We start from the raw sequence: 13,812 nt of genomic DNA on the forward strand, positions 1-13,812 counted from the left end.
TGCGGTCGGCTGCTCCCGTTCCGCCGACCGCGGTCACGTTGCCCACAAGCCCTGCTGAATGGCAGCTGGCGCGGCGCCGGCGTACCCCGTCCGCTCGGAGGCGCTCTCACGCCGGAAACGATCCATGTGCTCGCGCCCGTAGGTCTGTTCGGCGTGCAACAGGTTGTGCGACTTGCAGGCGACTCGGAGGTTCTCGACCGTCGAGGGTCCGCCCAGGGCCTGCGGGTGGATGTGGTCGAGCTCCAGCTGCCAGCGGCTGTCGCAGCGCCGCCCGTCCGGAGCGACCCAGGCGCAGCGTCCGCCGTCGCGCTTCCAGACCTCGCGCCGCACTATCGCCGGGATCGTGCTCGTGGGCGCGGCGGACTCGGCGGAGGGACGTGGCTCCCGGTCGGTCCCCCGCTGCCGCTGCGGCGCGACCGCGCCCTTGCGCCTGCCGTGCTTCTCGATGGCGCAGCGGATGGCCTCCCGGAGCACCGCCGCGAGATCGCCGTCCGGGAACTCGTGCGAGAGCAGCGCGGTGAGCGTCTCGAGGTCCTCCTTGCAGGCCCGGTCGATGGTGACCCGCAGCGACCAGCCGCTCTCGCTCACCGCACGGGTGACCGCCCGCGTCCTCTGGCGAGACGGGTCGGACGGCGCGGGCATCGTGGCGGGGGACACCCCGGCAGCAGCGGCCGACGACGGCGGCGCGAGCGGCGACTCCTGCGGCTCGGCACGTGAAGGTTCGGCTGCCGCCAGCGGCAGCGCCGGGGCGCTCGCGGCTGAGGCGCGGTCGGGCAGCTTGCGCAGGCCCGCCCGCGGAGCGGTGCGCGCCTGGAGCGAGGCGACGAGGTGATCCACCTCGGCCTTGGTGCGGTAGGCGGCACGGCCGACGAGGTCGGGCAGGTTCTCCTCGGTCAGCACCTGGCCGAGCAGCTGGACGGTGGAGATGCAAAGGCGGCCATCTCGCAGGGCGTCCTCGAGGCTGGGGAACCGGCGCAGCACCCGCATCGCCTGGATGCGTCGCCCCGCAGCCGCCCTCGCGCAGGTGGAGCACCTCCAGGCAATACGCCCAGAGCGAGGGGTACCCGGCGTCCACGTACGCGCGGCGGCGATCGAACACCTCGAGGTGGAGGAGGAACTCGACCTGGACGTCGCGCTCCTGGCCTGCGAGCTCGCGCAGGCGCTGGGCGAGCAGGGGCGAGTCGAGGGCGGAAGGGGCGATCGCAGGCACGGTGCACCTCCTTGTGCACCCTTCGTAACACGCGATTTCCGCACCTCCCGAGACGCGCCAGGATCGCGCCTGCGCCGCTTTCCGGGCCCGCCCCTTCGCCGTCCACGCGGCGCGCCGGACGCGCACGGCGCGCCCTGCCTGCGCTCGCGAGGAGCGTGCTCTCGACGTGCCGCGGACGTCGAAGCACGTTTCGCCTCGAACCTCGTCAAGAGGGCAACATTCACCCACCGCAACTGGGACTCGCGTGGCTCGCAAGAGCTATCGCTGGAGATAGCAGGGACTATCAGTGAACGCCGGCATGGGCGGAGACGTGCGCGCAACTTCCTCGGACCTGCTCTGCCCGCTCGTACAGTCCTCGCGCCGACGGCGACGAAGACCCGCCGCGTGCCATGCCCGAGGCGCGCCGGGAACCGGGCGCTTCTCCCCTCGATGCCCGAGCCCTCTGCGTCGAGCGGCGGCACACAACCCCGCGCGCGCGCGCGACCGCGACCCCGACCCCGACCGCGACCCCGACCGCGACCCCGACCCCCACCGCGACCCGTAAACGAGGCGTCGACGCCCTGGCGCCGTGGGCTCACCTCGGGTAAGGGTCACCGGCTTTCGCGCCGGAGGAGTCCGAGGCATGGATGAGCAGAAGGTCACCGTCAGCCGCCGGGGCGCCGAGCGCCTCGCCGCCGGCCACCTGTGGATCTACCGCGCCGACGTGGAGAGGCCGCCGCGCGCGGAGGCCGGCGACGTGGTGGCGCTCGTGGACGGCCGCGGCCGCTTCCTCGCGAAGGCGTTCTGGTCGGCGCGCTCCAAGATCGCGCTCCGCGTCGTGACGCGCGACGAGGTGCCCGTGGACGAGGCCTTCCTCGCCGAGCGGATCGCCCAGGCGGTGGAGCTGCGCCGCCACGCCTTCGGCGACGAGCGCTTCGTCCGGATCTGCCACGGCGAGGCGGACCTCCTCCCCGGCCTGGTGGTCGATCGCTACGGGGACGCCGCGGTGGTGCAGACGCTCGTGCCCGCCACCGACCGCCGCAAGGGGCTCCTCGCCGAGCTCGTCGCGACGGCGCTCGACGTGCGGACCGTGATCGAGCGGAACGACGTCCGCGTCCGCGAGCTGGAGGGGCTCGAGCAGGTGAAGGGGGTCCTGCGCGGCGAGGCGCCGGGCCCCGTCGTCTACCGCGAGGGAGCGGTCCGGATGACGATCGATCTCCTCACCGGCCAGAAGACGGGCGCGTTCCTCGATCAGCGCGAGAACCACCTGCGCGCGGGCGAGTACGCCCGCGGCCGCTGCCTCGACTGCTTCGCCTACGCGGGCGGGTTCGCCCTGCAGCTCGCCACGCGCGCGGAGCACGTCACGGCCGTCGAGATGCAGCCCACCGCGGCGGCGCTCCTGCGCGAGAACGTGACGCTGAACCTCGCCGCCAACGTCGAGGTCGTGGAGGCGAACGCGTTCGACTACCTGCGCGACCGCGCCGAGGAGGAGCCGGCCTTCGACCTCGTCGTGCTCGACCCGCCGGCGTTCGCGAAGAGCAAGGACGCGCTCGCCGCAGCGCGGCGTGGCTACAAGGAGGTGAACCTCCGCGCCCTCCAGGTCCTGAGGCCGGGGGGGATCCTCGTCACCGCGTCGTGCAGCTACCACATGGCCGAGGCGATGCTGGAGGAGCTCGTCCTCGACGCCGCGAACGACGCGGGCCGGCGGGTGCAGCTGCTCGAGCGCCGCGGCGCGGGCCGCGATCACCCGGTGCTGCTCGGTGTCCCCGAGACGCGGTACCTGAAGTGCTTCGTCCTGCGCGTCGTTTGACGCTCCGCGAAGGACCCGCGCGGGCGCTCCGCCGCCCCGCCTCCTATCGGAGCGGACGCGCGGCGGGGTAGGATCCTCCCTTCGAGGCGGAAGGAGACGTCCGGAATGGCCATCCGGCCCGACGAGCTCGGTGCGGGACCACTCGACGCGCTGGCGCGCGCGCCGCTCCTCGCGCGGCTCGACGCCGCCGAGCGCCGGGCCCTGCTCGCTTGCGCGCAGGTCGTGACCGTGCCCGCGCAGGCTCGGGTCCACGGGGCCGGCGACGCGGGCCATCACCTCGATCTGGTCCTCGAGGGCGCCGCGACGCTGCGCCGCGCGGACCTGCCCCTGCGCCGCCTGGGTCCGGGGGATCACTTCGGCGAGCTCGCGCCGCTCCGCACCCACCACCGCGGCGAGACCGTCACCGCCGAGACCCCGCTCACGCTCGCGCGCCTCTCCGCCCGGTGCTGGGAGGGGCTGGAGCGAGATCGCCCCGCGCTCGCCGCGAAGCTCGCGGGCGCCCTGGCGGCGACGCTCTCCGAGGAGCTCGTGCGCCTGACGAGCGAGATGGGGCTCCTGCTGCGGGGGCGGTCCCTGCCGCGCGCCGCCGAGGTCACGGTGCGCGCGCTGGGCGAGGAGCTGCGCGTGCGCACGGGGACGCGCCTCGCGGACCTCCTCCCGGCGGAGGTCGACGGCGCGCTGGTCGTCGCCGGGCTGCTCGGGCAGAAGCCGGTGTCGCTCGCGACGCCGGTGTTCACCGACTCGACCGTGGCGCCCCTCACGCTCCGCCACTGGGAGGGGCGGGCCATCTACGCCCACTCGGTGGGGCTCCTCCTCCTCGAGGCCGCCCACACGCTCGCGCCCTCGCTCCACGTCCGCATGGGCGCGTCGCGCGGCAAGCGGCAGATCGTCGAGCTCGCCGGGGTGCCTCGCGCCGAGCTGCCCGGGTGGGCGGCGCGGATCGCGGCGCGCATGGAGCGGCTGGCGCAGGACGACGCGCCGATCCGGCTCGAGTACTGGCCGACCGACGAGGCGGCGGCGTACTTCTCGGAGCGCGGCTGGGACGACGCGGCGCGGCTGCTGCGCGTCCGCCGGCAGGCCACCGTCCGGCTCGTCTCCTGCGGCGAGCTGTACGCGCTGTCGATGGGGCCGCTCCTCCCTTCGACCGGCGCGCTGCGCGGCTTCCGGCTGGAGCCGTGCGAGGAGGGGCTGGCGCTCGACCTCGGCGAACGCGATCCGCGCAACGGCCGTCGGGGCGGACACGTGGCGCCTCCGCCGGCCGACGGCGGGATGGTGGCGGAGCACCAGCGATGGCTCGAGGCGTTCGGCGTCACGAGCGTCGGCGCGTTCAACGACCTCTGCATCTCCGGGCAGGTGTCCCAGCTCATCCGCGTCGCCGAGGGCTTCCACGAGAAGCGCATCGGGCACATCGCGGACGCGATCGCGGCCCGCCGCGACCAGCTCCGCGTCATCGCCATCGCGGGGCCGTCCTCGTCGGGGAAGTCGACCTTCATCAAGCGCCTGACGGTGCAGCTGCAGATCGACGGCGTGAACCCCGTGGCCCTCGGCCTCGACGACTACTACGTGGATCGCGAGAAGACCCCGCGCGACGAGGCCGGCGAGTGGGACTTCGAGGCGCTCGAGGCCATCGACCTCCCGCTCCTCCACGACCACGTGCGCCGGCTCATCGCGGGGGAGCCGGTTCGCACGGCGCGGTACGACTTCCTCACCGGGACCAGCCACCCCGACGGCGGCCCCCTCATCCAGTTCCGCCCCGGCGACGTCCTGCTCGTGGAGGGCATCCACGGGCTCGACCCGCGCCTGCTCGACGGCATCCCGCCGGCGGGGGCGCTCTACCGCGTCTTCATCCACCCCGCGACCACCCTGCCCTTCGACCGGCTCACGCGGACCTCCGCGACCGATCTGCGCCTCCTGCGGCGCATCGTGCGCGACCGCCACCGCCGCGGGTACGGCGCGGCGGAGAACATCCTGCGCTGGCCGTCGGTGCAGGCCGGGGAGCGCGAGCACATCTTCCCCCACCAGCACGAGGCGGACGCGGTGTTCGACTCCTCGCTGGTCTACGAGCCGGCGGTGCTGAAGGTCTTCGCCGAGCGCTACCTGCTGGAGGTCCCGCCCAGCCACCCCGCGTACCCGACGGCCCACCGGCTCCGCTACCTCGTCGATCGCTTCGTCTCCATCTACCCCGACCACGTCCCGCCGACCTCGCTCCTGCGCGAGTTCATCGGCGGCAGCGGGTTCGAGTACTGAGGCCCGATGCCGCTCGGCCGCGAGCCGCCCTGCCTCCGTCACCTCCGCGACGTCGTCGAGCGCGCGGCGCGCGACAGCACCCCGGAGGAGGCGGCCGCGCTCCGCGCCGAGGTACGGGACCTCGTCGAGGAGCGCGAGCTCGCCGAGGCCATCATCGAGCAGAGCGCCGCGCTGGTGGTGGTGCTCGATCGCGAGGGGCTCATCCGCCGCTGGAACGCGGCCTGCGCCCGGATCACGGGCTACTCCGCCGACGAGATGCTCGGGCAGCCGGTGTGGAACCTGCTCGTGCCCGAGGAGCGCGAGGGGGTGCGCGGCACCTTCGCGCGGCTCGTCGCGGGGAGCCTCGCGTCCACCTTCGAGAACCAGTGGGTCGCGCGCGACGGCGAGCGGCGGCTCGTCTCCTGGAGCAACGCCGCGCTCCTCGACGACGCCGGCGAGGTGCGGGCGATCGTGGCGACGGGGCTCGACATCACCGAGCGCAAGCGGGCGGAGCTGGCGCTGCGCGGCCACGCGAAGCGGCTCGAGGCGCTCGCGGAGGCCTCGCGCGTCTTCGCCTCCGGCCTCGACTACCGGACCACCCTCGACACCGTCGCGCGGCGGCTCGCGGAGCTCATCGGCGACGGGGCGCTCATCCGCATCGTCTCGCCGGACGGGGCGTGGCTCGTCCCGGTCGCCGTGTACCACCCCTCGCCGGAGCGGGCGGCGCTCCGGCGCCGGATCATCGCCGCCGCCCCGCAGCGGACGAACGAGGGGATCACCGCGGGGCCGCTCGCGACCGGGCGCACCCTCCGCATCCCGCACCTCTCTCGCGAGACGGTGCGCAACGAGATGAAGCCGGAGTACTACCCGTACCTCGAGGGCGTGACGAGCCTGCTCATCGCCCCCCTCGCCCAGCGGAACGAGGTGTTCGGGCACATCACCCTCATGCGCGACGCGGGCGGAGCTCCGTACACCGTGGAGGACGAGGCGCTGCTGGAGGACCTCGCCCACCGGGCGGCGCAGGCGATCGAGAACGCCCGGCTCTACTCGGAGGCGCAGAACGCGGTCGCCGCGCGCGACGAGTTCCTGTCGATCGCCTCTCACGAGCTGCGCACGCCGCTCACCGCCCTGCGGCTCGCGCTCGGGAACATGCGGCGCGTCACCTCCCGCGAGGCGCTCGAGCGCCTCCCGCCGGAGCACGTGGAGCGGGTCCTCGCCGCCGCGGAGCGGCAGGGGCAGCGGCTCGAGAAGCTGGTCGCCGCGCTGCTCGACGTGTCCCGCATCCACATGGGCAAGCTCGAGCTCGAGCTCGACGAGGTGGAGCTCGGCGCGGTGGTGAGCGACGCCCTCACGCAGCTCGAGGACGAGGCCTCGCAGACGGGATCCACCCTGTCGGCGGCGGGCGAGCCGGTGCTCGGCGCGTGGGACCGGCTCCGGCTCTCGCAGGTGATCACGAACCTGCTCTCGAACGCGGTGAAGTACGGCGCCGGCAAGCCGGTCGAGGTGAGCTACGGCCCGAGCGCCGCGGGCGCGTACGTCCGCGTCCGCGATCACGGCATCGGGATCGCCCCCACCGACCAGCGCCAGATCTTCGAGCGCTTCGAGCGCGCGGTGTCGTCGCGCAACTACGGCGGCCTGGGGCTCGGGCTCTACATCGTGCGCCGCATCGTGGAGGCGCACGGGGGAACGATCCGCGTCGAGAGCACGCCGGGGGAGGGCTCCGAGTTCCGGGTCGAGCTGCCGCTGCGGCCGCTGTGCGCCCGCCCGCTGCGCGGGGAGGCGCCGCAGGGGGCGAAGCGCTGACGCCCCTCAGCGCGCCGGGAACTCGCGCGCGGGGAAGAGCAGCACGTCCTCGATGGCCGCCGCCTCCGCGACGAGCATGAGCACGCGGTCGAAGCCGACGGCGACGCCGCCCGCCTCCGGCAGGCGCCCCACCGCCTCCAGGAACGGCTCGTCGAGCGGGAACACGGGGCGCCCCAGGCGGCGCCGCAGCGCCTGCTCCTCCGCGAGGCGCGCGCGCTGCTCGGCCGCGTCGTTCAGCTCGGTGTAGCCGTTCGCGAGCTCCAGGCCGCCGGCGTACAGCTCGAACCGCTCGGCCCAGCGCGGGTCGCCGCGCTTCACGCGCGAGAGCGCGGCCATCGAGGCGGGCCAGTCCACGAGGTACTCGGGGCGCTCCACCCCGAGCCGCGGCTCCACGGCGTCCAGCATGACGCGGAAGAACACGTCGTCGAAAGACTCTCCCGCCGGGCCGGGGTCGTGCCCGGCGGCGCGGGCGGCCTCCGCGAGCCGCGCCGCGTCCCCATCGCACGCCGCGAGGTCGACGCCGGCGTGGCGGCGGAACGCGTCCGCCACCGTGGTCCGGGGGTACGGCGCGGCGAGGTCGAGCGTGCGGCCGCCGCGCGCCACGCGGGTCCCTCCGGCGAGGGCGCGCGCGCAGGCCTCCACGAGGCGCTCCAGGTCCTGCATGACGCCCTCGTAGTCGGTGCCCGCGCGGTAGAGCTCGAGCATCGTGAACTCGGGGTTGTGCGTCCGCGAGACCTCGCCGTTCCGGAACACGCGCGAGAGCTGGAAGATGCGGGGGAACCCCTCGGCGAGGAGCCGCTTCATCGCGTACTCGGGGCTCGTGATGAGCCACCGCGGCCGCCCCTCGCCGCCGCCCTCGGGGAGGAAGCGGGTCTCGAAGGGGTGGAGGTGCGGCTCCATCCCGGGGACGGGCACGAGGCAGGGCGTCTCCACCTCCTCGTAGCCGAGCGAGGACAGGAAGCGGCGCACCTCCGCGGCGAGTCGCGCGCGCTGGCGAGCGCGCTCGCGTCGGGTCACGGGCATGCGCGGGAGAGTAACCGCTGGGCACGGCGGGCGCCGAGCGGTTCGGTGGAAGGGGTCGAGGTCGTCGAGGTCGTCGGGGTCGACGGGGTCGACGGGGTCGAGGTCGAGGTCGAGGTCGGGGTCGGGGCCGAGGTCGAGGTCGAGGTCACTCGTCAACCCCTTCGCCGTCCCAGGTTGACGACCCTCTCGCGCCTGCGGTACTCGGATCCTTCGCCATGCCGCCCTTCCTCGACCCAGCGGGCCTCGCCCTGCACTGCGAGGACCAGGGCCGCGGCCCAGCGCTCGTCGTCGTGCACGGGTGGTCGCTGTCCGGCCGCTGGCTCGTCGACGCGCTCCCGCCAGCGCTGCTCGCCGGCCGCCGCGTCATCGCGCCCGACCTGCGGGGCCACGGCCGCTCGGCGGACGGCGCGCCCTTCCGGCTCGCGGAGCTGGCGGAGGACCTCGTCACCGCGTTCGACGCCGCCGGGATCGACGGCGCCCTGCTCCTCGGGTGGTCGCTCGGGGGCCAGGTCGCGCTCGCCGCGCTCCCGCGGCTGCGCGGCCGGGTCGCGGGGCTCGCGCTCGTGTCGGCCACCGCCCGCTTCACGGAAGGCGAAGGGTGGCCGCACGGCGTCCCCGCCCGCACGCTCGCGGCGCTCGCGCGGCAGGTCGAGCGCGATCCCGCGCGCGCGACGGCCCGCTTCCACGACGGCATGTTCCTGCCCGGCGAGCTCGACGCCGAGGCCGCGTCGCGCGCGGCCGCGCTCCGGGACCGCGCGCCGGTGCCGTCGCGGGCCGCGCTCCGCGCCGGGCTCGACGTGCTCGGCGAGGCGGACCTCCGCGGCGCGCTGTCGGACGTGGACGTGCCCGCGCTGGTCGTGCACGGCGAAGGGGATCCGGTGTGCGCCCCCGCGGCGGGACGCGCGCTCGCGGCGAGCCTTCCGCGGGCGGAGCTCGCCCTCCTGGCCGGGGCCGGTCACGCCCCCTTCCTGTCCCGCCCTCACGCCTTCGCCGGCGCGCTCTCCCCCCTCCTCGCCGCATGCGCGTGAACCCCGTCGACAAGCGGCGCGTCGGGGCCGCCTTCTCGCGCTCCGCGGGCGCCTACGACGCGCGCGCGGAGGTGCAGCGGGTGGTGCAGGATCGCGTGCTCGCGCTGCTCGACGAGGCGGCGCCGGGCGCGCGCCGCGTCCTCGACGTCGGCGCCGGCACGGGCGCGCTCCTCGCCCGGCTGCTCGCGGCGCGCCCCGGCCTCTCCGCCTCCGCCGTCGACCTCGCCCCCGGGATGTGCGGCACCGCCCGGAGGGCCGCTCCGGGCGCCGCGGTCTCGGCGGCGGACGCGGAGGCCCTGCCGTTCCGCGACGGCGCCTTCGATCTCGTGGTGACGACCTCGACGCTGCAGTGGCTGCCGCGCGTCGCGCCCGCCCTCGAGGAGGCGCGGCGGGTGCTCGCGCCGGGCGGCGTCCTGTGCGTCGCGCTGTTCGGGGCGCGCACCCTGTTCGAGCTCCGGGAGGCCTGGCGCGAGGCGGGGGGCGAGCGCGCGCTGGGGACGCACCGCTTCCTCGCCCGCGAGGAGCTCGCGGCGGCGCTCGCGGCGGCCGGGCTCGCGGTGGAGGAGACCCGCGACGAGGAGCTCGTCGAGCGTCACCCCGACGCGCGCGCGGTGCTCCGCGCGCTCAAGGCGGTCGGCGCGTCGAACGCGGTGCCCGGACGAGCCGGGCTGGGCGGGCGGCGCGCGACGCTGGAGACGATCCGGCGCTACGAGGCGCGGCACCTCGGCCCGGCGGGCGTCCCCGCGACCTACCACGTGCTGTACGGGGTCGCGCGGCGCCGCTAACCGGCCCTCGCCTCCAGCTCCTTCAGCCGCGCGCGCAGCTCCTTCTCGCGCTTGAAGCGGGCGGTCACGTCGCGGATCACCGCCGACGGCCCGAGGATCCGCCCAGACGCGTCGCGGATGAGCTGGATCGTGAACTCGATCGAGAGGGTCTGGCCGTCCTTGCGGAGCGCGGGCACGGCGAGGACCTCGGTGCCGTAGCGGGTGACGCCCGTCTCCATCACGCGCTTCCAGCCGTCCCAGTGCCGCTGTCGCAGCCGCTCGGGGATGATGAAGTCCATCGACTGGCCGATGGCCTCGGCCGCGCTGAACCCGAACATGCGCTCCGCGCCGCGGTTCCAGAGCCGCACCACGCCGTCGCGATCGGCGAACAGGATCGCGTCTCCCGTCTCCTCGACGATCCGCGCCGCGATGCCCTCGAACCCAAGGTCGTCCATGTACACCTCCTTCCGCGAGCTTAACGGACCGACCGCTCGCCCGCCGCCCGCGAACAAGCCCGATGGGGTCCCGGGGGACCTCACGCCCGCCGTCCGCGTGCGCCGCTATTCGTCGCGGCGATCCGCCGGTCGCCGCTCGGCGGTCCCGCCCTCGCGCTCGGCGCGGGTCGCGTGCTCGCCGCCGCCCGTGTCGCCCTGCTCCTCGTCCTCGAACTCCGCCCGCGCCTGCTTGTTCATCGCGCGCAGCTGGTCGCGGGGGTCCTTCGCGTCCCGGCTCTCGCTCATACGTCCGTCACCTCTCCGCGGCTGGAGCCGCACATCCACCTTGGCGACGCCCGTGCGCGAACGCACCACACCCGGCGGCCGGTCGCTCACGGATCGTGAGCCCGCTTGCCGGCGCGTCCCGCGGGCGCGCGCCTTGTGGGGCCGGCACGGCGCGGGCTAACATCCGCGCGATCGTGGCCCAGGCAGCACTCCAGGCGAGCGGCGCCGACTTCAAGCCGCATCTTTTCGGGAAGTTCTTCCTCCTCCAGCGGCTGGCGGTGGGAGGGATGGCCGAGATCTACCGCGCGCGCGTCCCCGGCGCCGGGGGCTTCGAGAAGGAGCTGGTGGTGAAGCGGATCCTGCCCGCGCGGGCCCAGGATCAGGGCTTCATCAAGATGCTCGTGAACGAGGCGAAGCTGACCGTCCAGCTCACGCACTCGAACATCGCCCAGATCTACGAGTGCGGCAGCAACGACGGGACCTTCTTCATCTCGATGGAGCTCGTGAACGGCGTCTCCCTCAAGGAGATGATGGCGGCGTTCGCGAAGACCGGGACGCAGCTCACGCCCGAGCAGGCGATGTTCCTCGTCCTGCAGCTGCTCCAGGGGCTCGACTACGCCCACCGGAAGACCGACGGCGAGGGCCACCCGCTCCGCATCGTCCACTGCGACGTGTCGCCGGACAACGCGCTCGTGTCGTACGAGGGCGAGGTGAAGCTCCTCGACTTCGGGATCGCGCGCGCCGCGACGAACCTCTCCAACTACAAGGAGGGGATGCTCATGGGGAAGCTCGGGTACGTCGCGCCCGAGCAGGCCTCGCTCGAGCAGCGCTGGGATCACCGCGTCGACCTGTTCGCGGCGGGGATCCTCCTCTACGAGCTGCTCACGAAGCAGAAGGCCTTCCCCAAGGCCACCGACGTCGAGTCGCTCGTCCAGGCCCGCAAGGCGAAGGTCGTCCCGCCCACCTCGCTCGACCCGCGGCTGCCGAAGGAGATCGACGCCATCGTCTCGAAGGCGCTCGCCTACGATCCGGAGCGGCGCTTCCCCGACGCTCGCTCCTTCGCGGACGCCCTCGTCGACGTGCTCTTCCCGACGCCTCACTCGTCGATCCAGGACCTCCTCGCCAGCCAGATGAAGGCGGTGTTCGCCGACAAGATCGCCCGGCAGCGCGCGGCCCGCGCGCACGACCCGCTCATCATGAAGGTCCTCACCAACGCGGCGGCCGCGGCCGGGATGCTCCCCCCCTCCGAGGCGACGCCCGCGCAGGCATGGGAGCCGTCGCCGCCGACCCCCCAGGAGCCCCGCCGCGCTCCTGCGCCCGCGCCGCGGCCCCGGACCATCGTCCGGGAGGGCGTGCGCCTGCGGACCGCCTTCCTGGCCGGGCTCGTGGTCGCGGGCGCCGGGTTCGCCGGGCTGCGCTACGCGGACCCGTGGCTGCGGTCCGGCGTGCTCGTCGTGACCTCCGAGCCGTCGGGCGCCGAGGTGACGCTCGACGGGGCACCCACGGGCCTCAGCACGCCCGCGGTGATCGAGGACGTGCGCCTGACGCGGACGCACGAGGTGGCGCTCGGCGGAGAGGGGCTCCGCGCGGTGACGCTCACCACCCAGCCGACGCCCGGCCGCCTCGTGGCGCGGGTGCACGCCCGGCTCGCTTCCGCGATGGGCGCGCTGCGCGTGGAGAGCGATCCCCCCGGCGCCGAGGTCCGGTTCGACGAGCGCGCCGTGGGACGGACGCCGCTGACGATCCCGGCCGTCCGGCTCGACGAGCGGCACCGCATCGACCTCGCGCTCCCGGGCCACGAGATCGACCAGTTCGTGGTGCTGCCGGAGAAGGACGGGGTGCAGTTCGCGCGCAAGCTCGCGCGCGTCGACGGAGGCCGACCGCGACCGTGACGATACGGCTCGTCATCGAGGACGAGGCGGGGACCCGCTCGACCGTGCCGTTCACCGGCGACGAGATCACCGTCGGCCGCGCCGACGACGTCACCTTCCGCCTCGCCGATCGCGACGTGTCCCGCCGGCACGCCCGCTTCCTCCGCGCGAGCGGCGCGGTGCTCGTCGAGGACCTCGGCAGCCTCACCGGGACGCGGGTGAACGGGGAGCGGATCACCGGCCGCCGCCGGCTGCGCGAGGGCGATCTCGTCCAGATCGGCGACTACGACCTCGCCGTGTTCGGCGAGCCGCAGGCCGGCGTCCCCGGAGAGCCCCCGCCCCTGCCCCCCACCCCGCGGCCCCCGACGGCCGCCGGCGACCTCGTGCCCCCCGGCGCCGCTCCCGAGCCGGTCGCCGCGGCGCCGCACCCGCCGCCGCCGAGGCCGCCACCGGCCGCCGCGCCCGCGTCATCGCCCGGCGCTGGCCTCCTCCGGCTGCTCCTCGTCGGCGCGATCTCGCTCGCCCTCGGCGCCGCCGCGGGCTGGGCCCTCGGCGCCGCCACGGCCCCTCCGAAGGACGCGCCCGCGGCGATCACTCGCCCTTGAACCGCGCCGGGCGCCGCTCCTGCCACGCGGCCCTGCCCTCGCGGATGTCCGCGCTCTCGAACGCGCGCCGCCTGAGCTCCGCGATCTCGGCCCGCTCCGCGTCGGAGAGGCCGCGCTCGTGCGCCCCCTCGAGGAGCCGGAGGATCCGCTTCATCCCGCGGACGGCGAGCGGCGCGTTGGCCGCGATCTCCGCGGCGAGCGCGAGCGCGTCGGCCTCCGCCGCCTCCGCGGGGACGACGCGGTTCACGATGCCCCAGGCGAGCGCGGTGTCGGAGTCGATGGGCCGCCCGGTGTAGAACAGCTCGCGGGTGCGCGCCGCGCCGACGAGATCCAGGAACCGCCGCAGGCCGCCCTCCGGATAGACGACGCCGAGCTTGGCGGGGGGCATCCCGAGCTTCACGCCCGCCCGCGCCACGCGGAGGTCGCAGGTCGCGGCGAGCTCGAAGCCGCCGCCGAACGCCCCGCCGTTCAGGAAGGCGACCGTCGGGCAGGGCACCTCGTCGAGCGCCGCCGCGGCCCGCTCGACCGCCTCGTCCGGACGCTCGCCGCGCGCGGAGGTGAGGGAGATCTCGGCGAGGTCGAACCCGGACGAGAACGCGTCGTCGCCCGCGCCGCGCAGCACGAGGCAGCGCACCGCGTCCGCCGTCGCCGCCGCGCAGGCGGCCTCGAGCTCGTCGAGAGCCTGGAAGTCGAGCGCGTTCCGCTTGCCGGCGTTCTCGAGGACCAGCACGCGGACCGGACCGTGGTCCTCGGCGCGGACGCGGGGTGCCATCG

At 75.1% G+C, this 13,812-nt stretch carries 11 protein-coding genes and 1 pseudogene; 7 read left to right on the forward strand and 5 right to left on the reverse strand.

Going from position 1 to position 13,812, the window contains the following annotated elements; all coding sequences use genetic code 11:
• Nucleotides 1-33: 33 nt before the first annotated feature.
• A pseudogene (locus ANAE109_RS19765) lies at nucleotides 34-1,210 on the reverse strand (HNH endonuclease).
• Nucleotides 1,211-1,832: 622 nt separating this feature from the next.
• On the opposite strand from ANAE109_RS19765, the gene ANAE109_RS19770 reads away from it, so the two are divergent.
• The 3 genes from ANAE109_RS19770 to ANAE109_RS19780 all read left to right on the forward strand — a co-directional run bounded on the left by ANAE109_RS19770 (nucleotide 1,833) and on the right by ANAE109_RS19780 (nucleotide 7,028).
• Nucleotides 1,833-2,999, forward strand: a complete 1,167-nt coding sequence (locus tag ANAE109_RS19770; RefSeq protein WP_012098664.1) for a class I SAM-dependent rRNA methyltransferase — start codon at nucleotides 1,833-1,835, stop codon at nucleotides 2,997-2,999.
• 105 nt (nucleotides 3,000-3,104) lie between these two features.
• Nucleotides 3,105-5,246 (forward strand): cyclic nucleotide-binding domain-containing protein, encoded by a 2,142-nt coding sequence (locus ANAE109_RS19775; RefSeq protein WP_012098665.1) that lies wholly within the window; start codon nucleotides 3,105-3,107, stop codon nucleotides 5,244-5,246.
• A gap of 6 nt (nucleotides 5,247-5,252) precedes the next feature.
• Nucleotides 5,253-7,028 (forward strand): ATP-binding protein, encoded by a 1,776-nt coding sequence (locus ANAE109_RS19780; RefSeq protein WP_012098666.1) that lies wholly within the window; start codon nucleotides 5,253-5,255, stop codon nucleotides 7,026-7,028.
• Between the two features lie 6 nt (nucleotides 7,029-7,034).
• On the opposite strand, the gene epmA is transcribed toward ANAE109_RS19780, so the two are convergent.
• Nucleotides 7,035-8,051, reverse strand: a complete 1,017-nt coding sequence (gene epmA / locus ANAE109_RS19785) for an EF-P lysine aminoacylase EpmA (protein ID WP_041449465.1) — start codon at nucleotides 8,049-8,051, stop codon at nucleotides 7,035-7,037.
• 215 nt (nucleotides 8,052-8,266) lie between these two features.
• Between epmA and ANAE109_RS19790 the strand changes: the two genes are divergently transcribed.
• Both ANAE109_RS19790 and ANAE109_RS19795 read left to right on the forward strand, forming a co-directional pair.
• On the forward strand, nucleotides 8,267-9,079 hold the full coding sequence (locus ANAE109_RS19790) for an alpha/beta fold hydrolase (RefSeq protein ID WP_012098668.1): 813 nt from the start codon (nucleotides 8,267-8,269) through the stop codon (nucleotides 9,077-9,079).
• Nucleotides 9,070-9,864 (forward strand): methyltransferase domain-containing protein, encoded by a 795-nt coding sequence (locus tag ANAE109_RS19795; protein ID WP_012098669.1) that lies wholly within the window; start codon nucleotides 9,070-9,072, stop codon nucleotides 9,862-9,864. Before ANAE109_RS19790 ends, ANAE109_RS19795 begins: the two co-directional genes overlap by 10 nt.
• On the opposite strand, the gene ANAE109_RS19800 is transcribed toward ANAE109_RS19795, so the two are convergent.
• Nucleotides 9,861-10,298, reverse strand: coding sequence for a PAS domain S-box protein (locus tag ANAE109_RS19800; RefSeq protein ID WP_012098670.1), 438 nt, complete (start codon nucleotides 10,296-10,298; stop codon nucleotides 9,861-9,863). The genes ANAE109_RS19795 and ANAE109_RS19800 overlap by 4 nt on opposite strands.
• Before the next feature lie 105 nt (nucleotides 10,299-10,403).
• Entirely contained in the window at nucleotides 10,404-10,583 is a 180-nt protein-coding gene (locus ANAE109_RS25915) for a hypothetical protein (RefSeq protein ID WP_041448538.1), read from the reverse strand.
• 173 nt (nucleotides 10,584-10,756) lie between these two features.
• On the opposite strand from ANAE109_RS25915, the gene ANAE109_RS19810 reads away from it, so the two are divergent.
• Both ANAE109_RS19810 and ANAE109_RS19815 read left to right on the forward strand, forming a co-directional pair.
• Nucleotides 10,757-12,454: a serine/threonine-protein kinase gene (locus ANAE109_RS19810; RefSeq protein ID WP_041448539.1), complete on the forward strand. Its 1,698-nt coding sequence runs from the start codon at nucleotides 10,757-10,759 to the stop codon at nucleotides 12,452-12,454.
• Entirely contained in the window at nucleotides 12,451-13,038 is a 588-nt protein-coding gene (locus ANAE109_RS19815; protein WP_012098672.1) for an FHA domain-containing protein, read from the forward strand. Before ANAE109_RS19810 ends, ANAE109_RS19815 begins: the two co-directional genes overlap by 4 nt.
• On the opposite strand, the gene ANAE109_RS19820 is transcribed toward ANAE109_RS19815, so the two are convergent.
• On the reverse strand, nucleotides 13,025-13,810 hold the full coding sequence (locus ANAE109_RS19820) for an enoyl-CoA hydratase-related protein (protein ID WP_012098673.1): 786 nt from the start codon (nucleotides 13,808-13,810) through the stop codon (nucleotides 13,025-13,027). The two genes, ANAE109_RS19815 and ANAE109_RS19820, sit on opposite strands and share 14 nt — an antisense overlap.
• Nucleotides 13,811-13,812: the final 2 nt, after the last annotated feature.

Origin of the sequence: Anaeromyxobacter sp. Fw109-5 (assembly GCF_000017505.1) — a bacterium.
In the GTDB taxonomy this organism is placed as follows: Bacteria; Myxococcota; Myxococcia; order Myxococcales; family Anaeromyxobacteraceae; genus Anaeromyxobacter.

Bases quoted from the DNA above. Each gene is read 5' to 3' on its own strand.
- ANAE109_RS19820 (WP_012098673.1), bottom strand. From the start codon at position 13,810: ATGGCACCCCGCGTCCGCGCCGAGGACCACGGTCCGGTCCGCGTGCTG.
- ANAE109_RS19800 (WP_012098670.1), bottom strand. From the start codon at position 10,298: ATGGACGACCTTGGGTTCGAGGGCATCGCGGCGCGGATCGTCGAGGAG.
- ANAE109_RS19780 (WP_012098666.1), top strand. From the start codon at position 5,253: ATGCCGCTCGGCCGCGAGCCGCCCTGCCTCCGTCACCTCCGCGACGTC.
- epmA (WP_041449465.1), bottom strand. From the start codon at position 8,051: ATGCCCGTGACCCGACGCGAGCGCGCTCGCCAGCGCGCGCGACTCGCC.
- ANAE109_RS25915 (WP_041448538.1), bottom strand. From the start codon at position 10,583: ATGAGCGAGAGCCGGGACGCGAAGGACCCCCGCGACCAGCTGCGCGCG.
- ANAE109_RS19770 (WP_012098664.1), top strand. From the start codon at position 1,833: ATGGATGAGCAGAAGGTCACCGTCAGCCGCCGGGGCGCCGAGCGCCTC.
- ANAE109_RS19790 (WP_012098668.1), top strand. From the start codon at position 8,267: ATGCCGCCCTTCCTCGACCCAGCGGGCCTCGCCCTGCACTGCGAGGAC.
- ANAE109_RS19775 (WP_012098665.1), top strand. From the start codon at position 3,105: ATGGCCATCCGGCCCGACGAGCTCGGTGCGGGACCACTCGACGCGCTG.
- ANAE109_RS19795 (WP_012098669.1), top strand. From the start codon at position 9,070: ATGCGCGTGAACCCCGTCGACAAGCGGCGCGTCGGGGCCGCCTTCTCG.